Source organism: Streptomyces sp. NPDC001002 (genome assembly GCF_053599215.1).
Genome location: NZ_JBSFLV010000082.1, coordinates 1 through 16,770 on the forward strand (window position 1 = coordinate 1; position 16,770 = coordinate 16,770).

A 16,770-nucleotide genomic window follows, 5' to 3' on the forward strand; every position below is an offset into this window, starting at 1 on the left:
TGGTGCGTGCAGCTGCAAGGCGGAGGAGGGAGTCATGGCGGAGCCATGGCGAGTGACGACAACGCGGCAGATGTGCGTGCCAGGGCCCGCGACGCCGGGCTGATCCGAAAGGGAGGCCCCAGTAGTGGCTGAAGTTGGGCAACACGGTCAGAATTTGGGGAGGAGGGGGACGTAGGAATCCGGGGTGGGGGGAGTAGGGAACGGAACGGGCTTCGCCCGACGGGTGTGGCCGGCGCTACCGAAAGCGGAAAGCGGGAGGCAGCTGTGAGGACAGCGACACTGGGGCCGGCGCAGCGGGCCGAGTCACTGGCGGGAATGGCCGAGCGCGAGCTGGACGTGCTGGTGGTGGGCGGCGGTGTGGTCGGCGCGGGCACTGCCCTCGACGCCGTGACCCGCGGCCTGTCGACGGGCCTGGTCGAGGCGCGCGACTGGGCCTCGGGCACGTCCAGCAGGTCCAGCAAGCTCATCCACGGCGGCCTGCGCTACCTGGAGATGCTCGACTTCGCCCTCGTACGGGAAGCACTCAAGGAGCGTGGGCTGCTGCTTGAGCGGCTCGCCCCGCACCTGGTGAAGCCGGTGGCGTTCCTGTACCCGCTCCAGCACAAGGGCTGGGAGCGCCTGTACGCGGGATCGGGCGTCGCGCTCTACGACGGCATGTCGATGGCCCGGGGGCACGGTCGAGGCCTGCCCACGCACCGGCACCTGAGCCGCCGTCACGCCCTGCGCGTGGCCCCCGCGTTGAAGAAGGACGCGCTGGTCGGAGCGTTGCAGTACTACGACGCCCAGATGGACGACGCCCGGTACGTGGCCACCCTGGTGCGCACCGCGTCGTCGTACGGCGCGAAGGTCGCCAACCGCGCACGCGTGACCGCCTTCCTGCGCGAGGGCGAACGGGTCGTCGGCGCGCGCGTGCAGGACGTCGAGGCGGGCGGCGAGTACGAGATCCGCGCCAAGCAGATCGTGAACGCGACGGGCGTGTGGACCGACGACACCCAGGCGCTGGTGGGGGAGCGCGGCCAGTTCCACGTACGGGCCTCCAAGGGCATCCACCTCGTCGTACCGAAAGACCGCATCAACTCCTCCACCGGCCTGATCCTGCGCACCGAGAAGTCCGTCCTGTTCGTCATCCCCTGGGGCCGGCACTGGATCGTCGGTACGACGGACACCGACTGGGATCTCGACAAGGCGCACCCGGCCGCGTCCAGCGCGGACATCGACTACCTCCTTGAGCACGTCAACTCGGTGCTCGCGGTGCCGCTGACCCGGGACGACGTCCAGGGCGTCTACGCCGGTCTGCGCCCGCTGCTGGCCGGCGAGTCCGACGCCACCAGCAAGCTGTCGCGCGAGCACACCGTGGCGCATCCGGTGCCGGGGCTCGTCGTCGTGGCGGGCGGCAAGTACACGACGTACCGGGTGATGGCCAAGGACGCGGTGGACGAGGCCGTGCACGGACTCGACATGCGCGTCGCCGAGTGCGTCACCGAGGACGTGCCGCTGATCGGCGCGGAGGGCTACCGGGCGCTGTGGAACGCGCGGGCGCGGATCGCGGCCAAGACCGGCATCCATGTGGTGCGCGTGGAGCACCTGTTGAACCGGTACGGGTCGATGGCGGAGGAGGTCCTGGACCTCATCGCCGGCGACTCCTCGCTCGGCGAACCCCTGCAGGCCGCCGACGACTATCTGCGCGCCGAGATCGTCTACGCCGCCTCGCACGAGGGCGCCCGGCACCTGGACGACGTGCTGACCCGGCGCACGCGCATCTCGATCGAGACGTTCGACCGGGGGACGCGCAGTGCCCGTGAGGCGGCCGAGTTGATGGCGCCGGTCCTCGGTTGGGACAAGGACCAGATCGAGCGCGAGGTCGAGCACTACGAGAAGCGGGTGGAGGCCGAGCGGGAGTCCCAGCGCCAGCCCGACGACCTGACGGCGGACGCGGCGCGGTTGGGGGCGCCGGACATCGTGCCGCTGTAGGACGCGCGGCGGGGTGCCCTGCGGGGCGGCGGGTAGTGCCCCGCCGGGCAGTCGCCGGTCGGTCGCCGGTCGGTCGTCGAGCGGTCGTCGAGTGGTCGCCGAGTGGTGCTGTGACGGGCGGTCCGCGGAGTTCCGCGGGCCGCCCGCGCTATCACTCGAACGAGTGTCGCGAACCGGGATCTTCGTTCGGAACCGGGTCGTTCTACGAGGTGCGGGGGCAGAACTCGGCGGCGAGCAACCGGGGTTCGAGGTCGGGGTCTGCGATCGCGGTCGTGTTCACGCGGAAGGTGAGGACACGACGGCTGTCGACGGTGGCAGCGGTGCGCACGTAGCTGCCGGAGATGCGTCCGTTGTGCCCCCACACCGTGATGCCGCACGGCAGCTTCACGGGAAACAGGCCCATGCCGTACGAGCCGTGTGCGGTCCGGGTGTCACGCATCTCGCGCAGCCAGTGCGGGGGCAGCAGTTCACCGCCGAGCAGGGCCGCGTAGAAGCGGTCCAGGTCGGCGAGCGTGGTCACCAGCTCGCCCGCGGCGCCGGCCACCCGCGGGTCGAGTGCGGTGACGTCGGTTCCGTCGGCGGCGTAGGCCCGGCCGTGCGGGGAGGGGAGCGTGGTGCGGGAACCGGGGAAGGAGGTGCCGGTCAGACCCAGCGGAGCGATGATGCGGCGCTCGGCCTCGGTGGCGTAGGAGCGGCCGGTGACCTGCTGGACGACCATGCCGAGCACGACGTAGTTGGTGTTGGAGTAAGAGAACTGGCCGCGGTCGGCCGGAGGGTGGGTGAGCGCGAGGCGTACGGCTTGGACGGGGGTGAGGGGGACGGTGCCCGCGGTGTCGCGCGTGTAGTCGTACAGGCCGCTGGTGTGGGTCAGTAGGGCGCGCAGGGTCAGGGTGCGGCCGTCGTTGCCCGCTCCGCGGACGAGGCCGGGCAGGTGGTCCTCGACGGTGTCGGACAGGGACAGCCGGTGTTCGGCGGCCAGTTGGAGGACGACCGTCGCGATGAAGGTCTTCGTGATGCTGCCGGCGCGGAAGTGGTCGGCGCGGGAGATGCCGGTGCCCGCGGCGGCGTAGCGGGTGTCCGAGTCTTCCTGGGCGAGCAGTGCCGCGGCGGGGGCGTGGCCCTGGGTGACCAGGAGGGGGAGGAGTGCGGCCGTGACCGGCGGGCCTGGTGGTTCGGGGGGCGAGGCGGGCGCCGGGGTCAGGGCGAGGAGTGCGAGGGACACGAGGGACACAGGCAGGGCCAGTAGTGTCCGAAGCGGTGGCATCGCGGGTCCCGTCGTGGGTCGTTGTCGGGTCCGTCTCCGAACGGGGTCCGGTCCGTCTCCGGTCCGTCTTCGGTCCGTCTCTGAACCGGGCCCGGTCCGTCTTTGGTGGGGCCCATCATGCAGGGCGGGTGAGGGCGGGGTTCAACGGGGGCCGGGCTGAGCGGAACGGGTGGTTCCGGTGAGGGAGTTCCGGGGCTCGGAGTCTTGGGATGCGGGGGCTTCGGGTGCTTTGTTACTGCGGGTTCGGGGGCCTGGAAGACGGGGTTCCGGATGCGTGAGGGTTTTGGGGCAGGTGTTCGGGTCCGGGTGGGGCGTCAGAGGCACCCTGGGCGTAGGGCACTTGTCGGGTGAGGGACAATGGAGGCTCTGTCAGGGCGGGTTGTATGAGGGGACGCATGTCGGAGGCGGAGCGGGCGGGCACATCTCGCCAGGACACTCGTCAGGACAAGAGCGAGCGTCTTCTCGCCGGGCGGTACCGCCTGGGAGGAGTGCTCGGCCGCGGAGGCATGGGCACGGTCTGGCGGGCCGAGGACGAGACACTGGGCCGGACGGTCGCGGTCAAGGAGTTGCGGTTCCCGTCGAGCATCGACGACGAGGAGAAACGGCGGCTGATCACGCGGACGCTGCGCGAGGCCAAGGCGATCGCGCGGATCCGCAACAACAGCGCGGTGACGGTCTTCGACGTGGTCGACGAGGACGACCGGCCGTGGATCGTGATGGAGCTCGTCGAGGGCAAGTCGCTCGCCGAGGTCATTCGCGAGGACGGCCTGCTGGAGCCGAAGCGGGCCGCGGAGGTCGGCCTCGCGATACTCGACGTGCTGCGTTCGGCGCACCGCGAGGGCATCCTGCACCGTGACGTGAAGCCGTCGAACGTGCTGCTGGAGTCCGAGACCGACCGTGTCGTGCTCACCGACTTCGGCATCGCCCAGGTCGAGGGCGACCCGTCCATCACCTCGACCGGCATGCTCGTCGGCGCGCCCTCCTACATCTCCCCGGAGCGGGCGCGCGGGCACAAGCCCGGTCCGGCGGCCGACCTGTGGTCGCTGGGCGGCTTGCTGTACGCGGCAGTCGAGGGTGCGCCCCCGTACGACAAGGGTTCCGCGATCGCGACCCTCACCGCGGTGATGACCGAGCCGTTGGAGGACCCGAAGAACGCGGGGCCGCTGAAGGACGTCATCTACGGACTGCTCACCAAGGACCCGGCGCAGCGGCTCGACGACGCGGGTGCGCGCCGGATGCTCAACGCGGTCATCCACGCGCCCGAGCCGAAGGAGGCCGAGCCGGAGCCGGCGGCCGACGCGACCAGGGTCGTGCCGTTGCCCGCGCAGCCCGACGGGCGTCGGGGCAAGGGGAGTTCGGGTTCGACGGGTTCCGGCGGCAAGCGCGGCGAGGAGGCCGCGGAGAAGCTGCGCGGGGCGTTCCGTTCCGTGAAGAAGGCGGCGGTGGCGGCCGGCGCCGCCGGGTCGGCTGCAGCGGCGCGGACCAAGTCGGGCAGTGGGCCGGAGAGTTCGGCCCCTGAGGGCGGGACCGGTGCCCGGAACGACGGTGCCGGTGGCGCGGGTGCGGCCGGCTCGGCCGGGGCGGTGGCTTCTTCGGCCGCTGCGGCGCCTGTTGCCGCGACGAAGCCCATTGCTCCCGTGACTCCTGCCGCTCCGGCTGTTCCTGCGGCTCCCAAATCTCCCCCCGCGTCCGGTGGTTCGGCTTCTCGGGGTTCTTCCGGCGGGGCCTCGACGACGGTGTCGCCGTCTTCAGGGGTGTCCCCCTCGGCCCCCTCGTCGCCCTCATCAGCTTCTTCAGCGGCTTCGGGGTCCAACGCCTCGGGTGGTGGGCGGAGTTCGGGGTGGCCCGTGATGACGCCGCCGGATCTGCCGCCGCGGTCGGTGCCGAGGGCGCCGATCACGGATGTGGTGCCGAGGCGGACGTTGGTGATCATCGCGGTGGTCGTGGCGCTCGCCGTGCTCGCCGTCGTGCTGGCCTTCACGCTCGGCGGGGACGACGACGGGTCCAAGAACGGCAGCAGCGGGAGCGACAAGGCTGCTGCGAGCGCGGGTTCGAGCGCCAAGGCGAGCACGGGTTCCGAGTCGGGGGACAACACCAAGGAGGACACGAGCGCGGGCAAGGAGGCGGACGGGTCCTCCTCGGGGAACACCGGTTCCGGGAACGAGGCGGACGCCACTGCCAGTGCGAACGCGTCCGGCGACGGGTCGAGTTCGGGCAGTTCGAGTGGGTCGGGCGGATCGTCCGGGAGCGAAGCCGGCGTCGAGTCGACGCACAAGGGCAGCCAGGGGTACTCGATCGGGCTGCCCGCGGGGTGGAAGTACCAGTCCTCGGACGGGGCGGGTGACCGGTTCACGGGGCCCGACGGACAGAAGCTGTTGGTCGCCTGGACGTCCACGCCCAAGGGCGATCCGGTCGCCGACTGGAAGAACCAGGAGCGCTCCATGGAGCGCTCGCAGTACACGAAGATCCGAATAGAGCAGGTGGACTACCGCGGCTGGAACACGGCCGACTGGGAGTTCACCTACGTGGACGGCGGCACCAAGTACCGGACGATAGACCGGGGGTTCGTGGTCAACGGCAGTCTCGGGTACGCGCTGATGTATACGGCGAAAGCCGCGAACTGGGACAGTGACCTCCGCAAGGCCACATGGCAGACCCTCGCGAAGACGTTCGAACCCAAATCGTGAGCTGACTGGCCCGTGTTTGGGGCGTGAGATCTGGCATCCCCTCTTTGCGAGTTGCCTCCGGCACGTATCGTGAAGGTTCGCGGACCGTACGCATCCGGGTATGCGTCGGAACGGGACGCGAGGCGAACGGAATTGACCGACCGGGCGGCTGGGGGAGGCAACGTGGACGACTATGCGGGACGGGTCCTCGCCGACCGCTACCGCCTGCCGCTGCCGCCTTCCGACGAGTACGAACTGCGGGAGACCCGCGCCTTCGACACCTACAGCGGACAGGAAGTCCTCGTCCGCCAGGTGCCGTTGCCGGAGGTCGTCGAGGCCGAGGTGCTCGACGACCAGGGGTTGCCCGAGGGGTTCACGGCGCGTGATCGCGGGGCGCGACGGCCCCCGACGCGGGGCGAACCGCGGCGGCCCACCGATCCGGTCGTACGGCGCGCGGTCGACGCCGCGCAGGCCGCGGCCCGGATTCCCGACCACCCCCGGCTCGACCAGGTCTTCGACGTGTTCGCCGAGGGCGGGTCGCTGTGGATAGTGAGCGAGTTGGTGCCCGCGAGGCCGCTGGCCGCACTGCTCGCCGAGAAGCCGCTGACGCCGTACCGGGCGGCCGAAGTCGCCTCCGACGTCCTCATGGCGCTGCGGGTGCTGCACGCGCACGGCTGGGTGCACCGGAACATCACCGCGCGCACGGTGCTCGTCTGCGACGACGGCCGCGTGATGCTGACCGGGCTCGCGGTGGGGGCCGCGGAGGAGGCGCTGTGCGGGTACGACCCGGTGCCGCCCCCGGATGACGACGGCGCGGGTGGCGGCGGCAGTGCGGGCATCGGCATGGGCGGCGCTGGTGGGACCGGGGCGCCGGGGGCGCTCGGGCACGGTCACGCGCAGGGGCAGGGGCAGGGGCAGGGAATTGGGCCTGGGCAAGGGCCGGGGGCGGGGCAGAGGTCCGGAGCGGGACAGGGACTTGGGGGTCCTGGCGGGGCCGTGGGCCAGGGATTCGCCGGGGCCGGTGGGCCGGGCGGCGGGACCGGTGGTTCCCGTGGCGCTGGTCGTGGTGTCGGTGCGGGTGCCGGTGCCTTAGGAGTAAGCAACTCCCCGGGGGTTACGGGCGTTTCGGGGAGTCAGGGCGGTCCGAGTGGTACGGCGGGTGGTGCCGGGGGCGTTGATCCCGAGGCCGCTCGGCGTGCTGCCATCAACGCGCGTGCGGCGGGCGGGTTGCCGCCGGCCGGGACGGAGACGGCGGCCAACGGGACGGGGACGCAGGGCGCCCTCGCGCCGAAGGCACTCGAAGGCGGCGGGGACATCAGGGCCGCGCGGGCCGGGGCGATCGCGGCGTACCGGGCGGGCGCCCGTGCCGCGGCCCGGGTCCAGGAGGCGCAGCAGCACGGGCGGGCGGCCCTGCCTGGTGCCCGGCCGGCACCCGAGGTCGGGCCCGGCCCGGGGACCAACGGCTCGGCACAGCCGTATCCCCCCGGGAGCGGCGTGGAGAGCAGGCCCGGTGCGGGAGCGCCGCCGGGGCAGATCGCCGACCCCTATGGCGTGGGTACCTCCTGGCACGGTGCGACGCCTCGGGGGGCGACTCCGGTGACGGGGGAGCAGGACCGTAACGCGCTGCCGCCCGGCGGCGAGGCCGGCGGTCATCCCGGAGGCGGCGTCGGCCAGGAGCCCGCCGCGTACGCGCCTGGGTCCGGCGCGGGTGCCGGACCCGGCTTCAGCATGCCCTCCGCGCCCGGCGCCCCGGCTCCCGGCCTGGGCGCAGCCCCCGCGACGGGCGTCCCGACCCCCGGCGCGCTCGGTCAGCCCGGTTTCGGCACCCACCCCGGCTCGGCGGGTCATCCCGACTCCTCGACCGGTACGCACAGCTTGCCCGGCCCTGGTTCTCACCCTGGTCAGCCGGGAACCCATCGTGGCGCCACCGCCCTTCCCGCCGCGCCCGACCACTCCGCCTCCGGCCAGCGCCCCCACCCCCCGAACCGTTGGGACGACCTCCGCGCCGACGTCCCGGCCGCTCGGCGTGGGCCCGCCACTCCGCTCGCCGCCGAGCGGGCGCGGCAGGCTCGGATGGCCGTGGTGGGGCCGGTGACCGAGCGGTGGGCGCCGGAGCAGGCCGGACCCGTGCACGAGAACTGGCAGTTGGCCGCGCCGATCGGGCCCGCCACCGACCTGTGGGCGCTGGGGGCGCTGCTCTACCGGGCTGTGCAGGGGCACGCGCCGTATCCGGAGGAGTCGACGGCCGAGCTGGTGCAGATGGTGTGCGCCGAGCCGCCGGCCTTCGCGGAGGAGTGCGGTCCGCTGCGGCCGGTCGTCGAGTCGTTGCTGCGTCAGGATCCGACCGAGCGGCTGGAGTTCGAGGAACTCCGGGGCTGGCTGCGGTCGTTGGTGCGGTCCGCGCCCGAGGCCGAGGCCGGGGTGAACGTGGTGGCCGCGCCGCCCGCCGACTCCAGCCGGCTGCCCATCGTGCGCAGGCGGGGCGAGTTGGTGCGCAGGCGGCGGGCCGGGCTGCCCGCGACCTCCCCGCACGGGCGGCACAAGCGGGCCAAGACCGAGGCGAAGTCGCCGCGTCACCTCGGCCGCACCCTCCTGCTGCTGATCCTGCTTCTGCTGGCCGGGGCCGTCGCGTACGCCCTGATGTTCATGCCGAAGTCCGGCGACGACGGCGCGGCAGGCACGGACCGGACCGGGGCCGCGGGTGAGGTCAGTCCCGAGCCGCAGCGGTCGGACCTGACCGCGAGCAGCGAGCCGCGGCCGGACCAGACCTCGCCGCAGCCGGAGAAGACACCGTCGAAGTCGGCGTCGGCGAGCGTCAGTGAGACGGCGACCTCCGGACCCGACGTCGGTGCCGGGTTCACCCTGCGCAAGGACCCCGAGGGCTTCCAGGTCGCCGTGGCCAAGGGCTGGACCCGGACGCCCAAGAACTCCTGGAACCAGGTGGTGTACGCGCACGGCGACTTCGAGCTCATCCTCGTGCCCGGCCGCGACGGCGCCGTGACCTACGGCAGCGACCCGATGGCGTACCAGCGGGACACGGAGCACGAGTTGCAGCCGTACCGCACCTCCAGCTGGGCCACCGCCACCGGGCTGAAGTCGATCACGGTGGGCGAACGGAAGATGGCCGAGGGGCAGTACACCTGGAGCGACGACTCGGGGCGCGACCTCTTCGTACGGAATCTCGCGATCCTGATCGACGGCCGGTACCACGTGGTGCAGGTGCGCGGGCCCGAGTCGGAACGGGACGAGGTGACACGGCTGTACGAGCAGGCGTCGGCCACCTATCAGTTCACGGGCTGACCTCCCGTCCGCATGACGGGCCGACCTCCGCTCACGTCACCGGATGGCCTCCGCTTGTGAACAGTGCGTGAAGGGGGCGATCGGTTCACTCCGCGGCCCAGAAGCGACAACCGTCACAGTGGGGTTTCCTTGGGACCCCCCTGGTTCCCTGGACGCGGGCCGGTCCTTAGTCTGAGCCTGTCAAGACCATTGCGGGGCAACGTGAATCAGATGCAGGGCCAGCTTGTCGCCGGCCGATACCGGCTCGCCGAGTCGATCGGCAGCGGTGGCATGGGCCGCGTGTGGCGCGCGCATGACGAGGTGCTGCACCGGGCCGTCGCGATCAAGGAGTTGACCGCCGCGCTCTATGTGTCCGAGGGCGACCAGGAGCGGTTGCTCGCGCGGACCAGGGCCGAGGCGCGCGCCGCCGCGCGGATCAACAACTCCGCGGTCGTCACCGTGCACGACGTACTGGAACACGACGGCCGGCCGTGGATCGTGATGGAGCTCGTCGAAGGCTACTCGCTGGCCGACGCGGTCAAGGAGCGCGGGCGGATCGAGGCGGCCGAGGCCGCCCGGATCGGCCTGTGGGTGCTGCGGGCGCTGCGCGCCGCGCACACCGCCGGCGTGCTGCACCGCGATGTGAAGCCCGGCAACGTGCTCATCGGGCACGACGGGCGCGTGCTCCTCACCGACTTCGGCATCGCCCAGATCGAGGGCGACTCGACGATCACCCGCACCGGCGAGGTCGTCGGCTCGGTCGACTACCTCGCCCCCGAGCGGGTCCGCGGCCACGACCCGGGCCCCGCCTCCGACCTGTGGGCGCTGGGCGCCACGCTGTACACGGCGGTGGAGGGCAGGTCGCCGTTCCGCCGCACCTCGCCGCTGTCCACGATGCAGGCGGTCGTCGAGGAGGAGGCCGCCGAGCTGACCCACGCAGGACCGCTCGCCCCCGTCATCACCGCGCTGCTGCACAAGGACCCGGCTCTGCGCCCGGACACCGCCGAGGCCGAGCAACTGCTCGCCGAGGCGGCGGAGGGGCGCCGGCCGAACGGGGCGCAGGTGTACGTGCCGACGCAGCACTCCGGCGTACGCCACGACCCGGAGGCCGGTACGGGCCCGCAGGCCGAGTCCTGGACGGACGCGCGGTCGGGGTCCGGCGGGCGGGGCCCGCAGGCCGGTTCCGCGCCGCCGCCGTACGCGACCGGCTCGGGCGGCTCTTATCCGTCCGGCTCCGGCGGCTCGTACCCGCCCGGTTCCGGTACGGGGTATCCGTCGGGTCCGGGAACCTCGTACCCCTCCGGCTCGGCCACCCCGTACCCGCCGGTGAACGGGCCGACGGCGGTCGGGCCGCACGGGATGGGACCGGAAGGGCCCACCGGCATCGGCGCCGGTCCCGCGCCCAAGCGTCGGCGGCTGCGGACCTTCGTGCTCGCCGTCGTCCTCGCGGCGGTCGTCGGCGGGGGGACGGTCGTGGCGCTGCAGAAGTGGGACGAGGGGCGGCAGAACGACGGGTCGGGCTCGGTGTCGTCCAGCCCGCAGCCGTCGGCGTCGTCGGGGGCCACGGAGAACTCCAACGGGGCCGTGCCCTCCTCGTGGCAGAAGTACGACGACCCCTGGGGCTTCAGCGTCTATCTGCCCGCGGGCTGGAAGCGGTCGGTCGTCGGCATCGCCGGCGATCTGCGGCAGGTCGACTACACACCCGACGGCGGCGAGCACTTCGTCCGGATCGCCATCGACACCTCGCCGGACTTCGCGACCGCCTACGACCACCAGGCCGACCTGGACCAGCAGCTCACGGACCGGCTCGTCGACTACCACACCGTGCGGCTGGAGAAGAACGTCTACCGCGACCGCAGCGGCTCCGTCTGGGAGTACACCTGGACCGCGCGGGCGAAGGACACCCCCTTCCCCGGGCCGCGCCGGGCCGTCGAGGAGACGTACATCGCGCGGGACGGCACGGAGTACGTGATCTACATTTCCTCGCCGGCCGACGACTGGGCGACGACGAGCAAGCAGTTCACGTCGGTGCTGCAGGGCTGGCAGGAGAAGACCTCGCAGTGACCTGAACGGCCCTGTCCGCGAGGCGGGTTGGCCGGTCGCCGCCCCGGAGCCGGTTCGTCCGGTGCGGCATGATGGGGCGCATGGGGACCGAGGGGGCAGGCGTCCGCGTCATCGCGGGCCGTTACCGGCTGGAGTCGCGGCTGGGGCGCGGTGGCATGGGCGTGGTGTGGCGGGCGACCGACGAACTGCTCGGCAGGCAGGTGGCGGTCAAGGAGATACCGCTCGACCTCGACGAGACGCTCTCCGTGGAGGAGACCCGCCGCCAGCGCGATCGCACCCTGCGTGAGGCGCGTGCCGTGGCACAGCTCCGCCACCCGCACATCATCGTCGTCCACGACGTCGTCGAGCAGGACGAACGCCCGTATCTCGTCATGGAGTTGATCGACGGCGGCTCGCTCGCCGACCGGATCTCCACACGCGGCCCGGTCGACGCCCCCGAGGCCGCGCGGATCGGCATCGCCCTGCTGAGCGCGCTCGCGGCTGCGCACGCGGCCGGTGTCCTGCACCGTGACATCAAGCCCGCCAACGTGCTGCTGGGCTCCGAGGGCGACCGGATCGTCCTCACCGACTTCGGTATCGCGCAGGTCGCGGGCGCCACGACCCTCACCGAGACCGGGGCCTTCGTCGGCTCGCCCGAGTACACGGCACCGGAGCGGATGTCGGGGGCGCGGACCGGACCGGAGTCCGACCTGTGGTCGCTGGGCGCGCTGCTGTGCACGATCGTCAGCGGTGAATCCCCGTTCCGGCGCGACTCGTTGGGCGGCATCCTGCACGCCGTCGTCTTCGACGAGATCCGCCCGCCGGCCCAGGCCGCGCCCCTACTGCCCGTCGTACGGGGCCTGTTGGAGCGGGACCCGGACCGGCGGCTGGAGGCGCCCCAGGCCGAGCGGATGCTGCGGGCCTATCTGGACTCCGGCCGCACGCCCCAACTGCCGCCCGGCTACACACCGACCCAGCGGGACACACCCACGCGGGCGCCTGCTCCGACACCGTCCTCGCCCTCGTCCTCCCCGACCGTGGAGACCCGGCGCTCCACCCGTGGCGTGCTGGTGGCCGCGCTGCTCGTCGCCGCGATGGCCGGGGCGGGGGTGTCGGCGGCGGCGCTGCTCATGAACGGGGACGGGGACGGAGGCGGCGGGACGCCGAAGAGTTCGGGGCCCGGGGTGTCGGTCAGCGCGACGACGGCGGCCGGTACGCCGACTTCGCGTACGTCCGCGCCTAGTACGCCGGTGAGTGGTACGCCCTCAGCCGGTACGCCGACGCCGAGCGCGCCCCGCGCTTCCTCCCCCGCGCCCACCGACGGGCCCCACGCCTCCGCCCCCTCCGGCTACCGCGTCGCCGACGACCCCGCCGGCTTCTCGCTCGCCGTGCCGGAGGACTTCACCCGCAGCCCCCAGGGCGAGCGCGTCTTCTACCTGTCGCCGGGACAGACCTTCCGCCTCGGCATCAAGGTCACCGATCCCCAACAGGGCGGCCCGCTCGCGGTGATGCGGCGCGCGGCGGCCAAGGGCCCGGACACGAACCCCGGTTACCACGACGGCAGGGTCACGGAGACCACACACCACGAACTCCCCGCCGCTCTCTGGGAGTTCACCTGGAACGGCTTCAGCACGGCCGAGGGCCCCCGGCACACCTACGACCTGTGCTGGGAGGAGGACGGGCGGCTGTACGACGTGTGGGTCTCGGCGCCGGTCGGGAAGGTGCGGGAGGCCAAGGAGTACTTCGATGTCGCCGTGGACACGTTCGTCACGGCTCTGTGACCGCTGTGCCTTCTGTCTGGATGTGGAGCCGCGTGGCGCGATATGCATGGTGACATGAGCAGCAACGGGGGATCCGGGCACGGGCCCGACGACACGACGAGTTTTGTTCTGCAACCGCCCAACCCGGTCGCCGCGCAGACGCAGGTCGTGCAGTCGGGTCACGTGGCACCGCCCCACCAGGCGCCCCCGGCCCACGAGGCCACCCCGCCCCACCAGACCGCCCCGCCGCAGGAACCCGGCACCGGTCGGCTCATCGCCGGTCGCTACCGGCTGCTGGCCAAGCTCGGGCACGGTGGCATGGGGACGGTGTGGCGGGCCAAGGACGAGACGGTGGACCGCGAGGTCGCCGTCAAGGAGCCGCGCGTCCCGGACACGCTTCCCGAACGCGAACGCGCCAACGCCTTCGAGCGGATGCGCCGCGAGGCCCGCGCCGCGGCCCGCCTCGACCATCCGGCCGTCGTGAACGTCCATGACGTGGCCGTCGTGGACGGCCAGCCGTGGATCGTCATGGAGCTGGTGCACGGCCGCTCGCTCGGCGACGCCCTCCAGGAGGGCACGCTGGACGCCCGCGAGGCGGCCAGGGTCGGCCTGGAGGTGCTCGGCGCGCTGGAGGCCGCGCACGCGGCGGGCATCCTGCACCGGGACGTCAAACCGGACAACGTGCTGCTTGGCCGGCATGACCGGGTCGTCCTCACCGACTTCGGCATCGCCCAGATCGAGGGCGAGACGAACCTGACCGACACCGGCGGCTTCGTCGGCTCGCCCGAATACATCGCCCCCGAGCGGGTGTTGGGGCAGCGCCCCGGCCCCTCCTCCGACCTCTGGTCCCTCGGCGTCGTCCTCTACGCGGCCACGGAGGGCGTCTCGCCGTTCCGCCGCAGCAACACCCCGGCGACGCTCCAGTCGGTCCTCAACGGCACGCCGGCGCCGCCCAGTTCGGCGTCCGGACCGCTGGCCGACGTCATCACCGGCCTGCTCCACAAGGACCCGGCGCACAGACCGAACGCCGCTCAGGTCAGGGCGCTGCTGGAGGAGACGGCGAATCCGCCGACTCCCGCGCCCACACAGGCGGTTCAGGTCATCGCGGGCGCCCGGTCCGGACGTAAGCCATGGCTGGCGTTCGGCGCGGGAGCGGTCGTGGCCGCGCTGGTGGTGGGGGCGTCGGCGTATGTGGCGGTCGCGGATCCGTTCGCGGGGTCGGGGGGTCTGCCGGACGGCTGGAAGACGCACGACCTCGGCAAGAAGGTCGGCACGACGATCGCCGTACCCGCCGGCTTCGTGCGGGACAAGCGCGAGACGGACTCCGACGGGACCACCGTGCGGTTCAGGGACCCCAGCAGCGCGGTCTACATCAGCGTGGACCGGGACGCCAAGGCCGACGACAAGGACAACGAGATCCCGGACTCCGCCGCGGCCAGGGCCTTCGCGGAGTGGGAGTCGCTCAAGGACGGCGAGTACTCCTGGGGCATCGGCGACACACCCGCGCCCAAGGGCGGACCCGACGAGGCGACGTACAAGGGCCGCAAGGCGGAGGGCAATCACCTCACCTATGTGGCCGCCGACTCGCAGAATCCGCAGCCGCGCGAGGCCGAGGTCCGGTACTACCGGGCGGACAACGGCGACATGTACCGCCTGTGGATCGACTACCCGGGCAAGGGCTACTTCACGGACGAGGGCCGGGACATCGCCAGGTCCGTGATCGCGAACTGGCAGATCCACAACCTGTGACCCGCCCGCGGCGGCGGCCCGCGTCGACAACCGGGCGCCCCGCAGGGTACTGATGGGGCATGAGTGCAGGCGGCGAACGGACGCGCGAGGGACGGCTGCTGGGTGGGCGCTACCGGCTGACCGAGCGCATCGGCTCCGGCGGGATGGGCACTGTCTGGCGCGCGTACGACGAACTCGTGGGCCGGGACGTCGCCGTCAAGCAGCCCCGGCTGCCCGGCGATCCGGAGGACGAGCACCGGCAGCGGGCCGCCCACCGCCTCTACCGTGAGGCCCGCGCCGCCGCCCGGGTCGAGCATCCGGCCGCCGTCTCCATCCATGACGTCGTCGTGGAGGAGGACGGACTCCCTTGGATCGTCATGGAGTTGGTCCGCGGCGAGTCCCTCCACGAACTCCTCCAGCGCGGCCCGGTCGACGCCCCCGAAGCCGCCCGTATCGGCCACGCCGTCCTCGGTGCCCTGCAGGCCGCGCACGCCGTCGGCATCGTCCACCGGGACGTCAAGCCCGCCAACGTGCTCCTCGGCACGCACGGCCGGGTCGTCCTCACCGACTTCGGCATCGCCCATGTCCAGGGCGAGGAATCTCTCACGATGAGCGGGGAGTTCATCGGCTCGCTGGAGTTCGTCGCGCCCGAGCGGATGTCGGGCCGCGGCGCGGGTCCGGCCTCCGACCTGTGGGCCCTGGGCGTGGTGCTGTTCGCGGCCGTCGAGGGCTGGTCCCCGTTCCGGCGTACGACACTGGAGTCGACCCTCGCCGCGGTCATCGCCTCCGACCCGCCCGAGCCCAAACAGGCGGGCCCGCTCGGCTCGTTGATCACCCGCCTGCTGGCGAAGGACCCCGAACAGCGGCCCGGCCCCGAGGAGGCGTCCGCGATCCTGGAGGCGGTGGCCGAGGGCTGGCCGGTACCGGTCGGCTCCGCCGGGGAGGTGACGGACGTTCAGGACCCTTCCCTGCTCAGGGAGTTCAAGGACGACGCGGGGACGGTACGGCTGGGGGTGGGGCCGGCGTCACGAGCACCGTCGGGGTCGGCGGCGGCGAGTGACGTGACGGCGGGGGGAGGTCGGGCACCCGAGCGTGCGTCCGACCTCGACTCCGCGCCGGACCCCGTCTCCGCGCCGGACCCCGTCTCCGCGCCGAACTCCGACTCCGCGTCCGACCCCGACTCCGCGTCCCACCCCGACTCCGCGCCGGACTCCGAGGACACCCCGCCCGCCGAGAACCCGCCCCCCTCCGAACCGGTGACGCAGACCGTCCCCACCCCCGACACCCACCCCCGTCCCCCCTCCAGGCGCTCACCCCTCCGCCACCCCGCCCTCCTCGCGACCGCCGGCATCCTCGTCCTCGGCGGGGCCCTGCTCACCGTGCCCCACTTCACGGCGTCCGACGACCGGTCCGGCAGCGTGTCCAGCGCCCACAGCTCGGTCCCCGCGGCCCCTCGCACCGCGGTCCCCGCCCCCGCCCCGACCCCCAGCCCCTCCGCCTCCTCCTGGATCGCCCACCGGGAGCAGGACATGGACGCCGTCCTCTACCTCCCCGCCGCGTACAAGGAGATGGCCCGCGAGGGCAGCGCCGCCGACCAGCCCCGGCTCGTCGTCTACGACGTCGGGCTCATCCAGGTCCGCCTCACCCTGTGGGACAAGGCGCCCGGCACCGTACTGGACCGCGCGCAGCAGGTGTTCGACACCTGGAACCTGTACGCCCGCGACGCGAGCGGCGAGTCGACCCGTACCGTCTACCAGGGCCTGGACGCGGTCCTCTCCGACCTCACGTACGACAAGGAGGAGTCGCCGACCCGGGTGATCCAGCTGATCATCGCGACCGCGGACGACCGCATGTACGAGCTGCGGGTGGACATGCCCAAGGGCACGCCCAGCGAGAAGAAGGGCGCCGCGGTGTTCGAAGGGGCCAAGGACCGTCTCGTGATCGCGAAGAGCTGAAACGCGCCGGTCGCCCCCGCACGATCCCCGGCCAGCTCCGCGCAATCCCCGGCCGCCCTCGAACAACGCCCTGATCAGCGGCTTCGCTGCCAGTCATCACTGGC

General features: G+C 72.7%; 8 protein-coding genes. 7 read left to right on the top strand and 1 reads right to left on the bottom strand.

Annotation, left to right across the window (positions count from 1 at the left end):
* Positions 1-264: 264 nt before the first annotated feature.
* Positions 265-1,971 (top strand): glycerol-3-phosphate dehydrogenase/oxidase, encoded by a 1,707-nt coding sequence (locus tag ACWDR3_RS30775; protein WP_450355844.1) that lies wholly within the window; start codon positions 265-267, stop codon positions 1,969-1,971.
* A 202-nt stretch (positions 1,972-2,173) separates the two neighbouring features.
* On the opposite strand, the gene ACWDR3_RS30780 is transcribed toward ACWDR3_RS30775, so the two are convergent.
* Positions 2,174-3,235, bottom strand: a complete 1,062-nt coding sequence (locus tag ACWDR3_RS30780) for a serine hydrolase domain-containing protein (protein WP_450355845.1) — start codon at positions 3,233-3,235, stop codon at positions 2,174-2,176.
* Between the two features lie 395 nt (positions 3,236-3,630).
* Between ACWDR3_RS30780 and ACWDR3_RS30785 the strand changes: the two genes are divergently transcribed.
* The 6 genes from ACWDR3_RS30785 to ACWDR3_RS30810 all read left to right on the top strand — a co-directional run bounded on the left by ACWDR3_RS30785 (position 3,631) and on the right by ACWDR3_RS30810 (position 16,666).
* Positions 3,631-5,922: a serine/threonine-protein kinase gene (locus tag ACWDR3_RS30785; RefSeq protein WP_450355846.1), complete on the top strand. Its 2,292-nt coding sequence runs from the start codon at positions 3,631-3,633 to the stop codon at positions 5,920-5,922.
* Between the two features lie 162 nt (positions 5,923-6,084).
* Positions 6,085-9,201, top strand: coding sequence for a protein kinase (locus tag ACWDR3_RS30790; RefSeq protein WP_450355847.1), 3,117 nt, complete (start codon positions 6,085-6,087; stop codon positions 9,199-9,201).
* A 210-nt stretch (positions 9,202-9,411) separates the two neighbouring features.
* A complete protein-coding gene (locus ACWDR3_RS30795) occupies positions 9,412-11,244 on the top strand; it encodes a serine/threonine-protein kinase (RefSeq protein WP_450355848.1) in 1,833 nt (610 codons plus the stop codon).
* Positions 11,245-11,324: 80 nt separating this feature from the next.
* A complete protein-coding gene (locus ACWDR3_RS30800; RefSeq protein WP_450355849.1) occupies positions 11,325-13,004 on the top strand; it encodes a protein kinase domain-containing protein in 1,680 nt (559 codons plus the stop codon).
* A gap of 54 nt (positions 13,005-13,058) precedes the next feature.
* A complete protein-coding gene (locus tag ACWDR3_RS30805) occupies positions 13,059-14,732 on the top strand; it encodes a serine/threonine-protein kinase (protein WP_450355850.1) in 1,674 nt (557 codons plus the stop codon).
* 59 nt (positions 14,733-14,791) lie between these two features.
* Complete coding sequence (locus ACWDR3_RS30810) at positions 14,792-16,666, top strand: protein kinase domain-containing protein (protein WP_450355851.1); 1,875 nt, start codon at positions 14,792-14,794, stop codon at positions 16,664-16,666.
* Positions 16,667-16,770: the final 104 nt, after the last annotated feature.

Bases quoted from the DNA above. Each gene is read 5' to 3' on its own strand.
- ACWDR3_RS30805 (WP_450355850.1), top strand. From the start codon at position 13,059: ATGAGCAGCAACGGGGGATCCGGGCACGGGCCCGACGACACGACGAGT.
- ACWDR3_RS30795 (WP_450355848.1), top strand. From the start codon at position 9,412: ATGCAGGGCCAGCTTGTCGCCGGCCGATACCGGCTCGCCGAGTCGATC.
- ACWDR3_RS30800 (WP_450355849.1), top strand. From the start codon at position 11,325: ATGGGGACCGAGGGGGCAGGCGTCCGCGTCATCGCGGGCCGTTACCGG.
- ACWDR3_RS30785 (WP_450355846.1), top strand. From the start codon at position 3,631: ATGTCGGAGGCGGAGCGGGCGGGCACATCTCGCCAGGACACTCGTCAG.
- ACWDR3_RS30780 (WP_450355845.1), bottom strand. From the start codon at position 3,235: ATGCCACCGCTTCGGACACTACTGGCCCTGCCTGTGTCCCTCGTGTCC.
- ACWDR3_RS30810 (WP_450355851.1), top strand. From the start codon at position 14,792: ATGAGTGCAGGCGGCGAACGGACGCGCGAGGGACGGCTGCTGGGTGGG.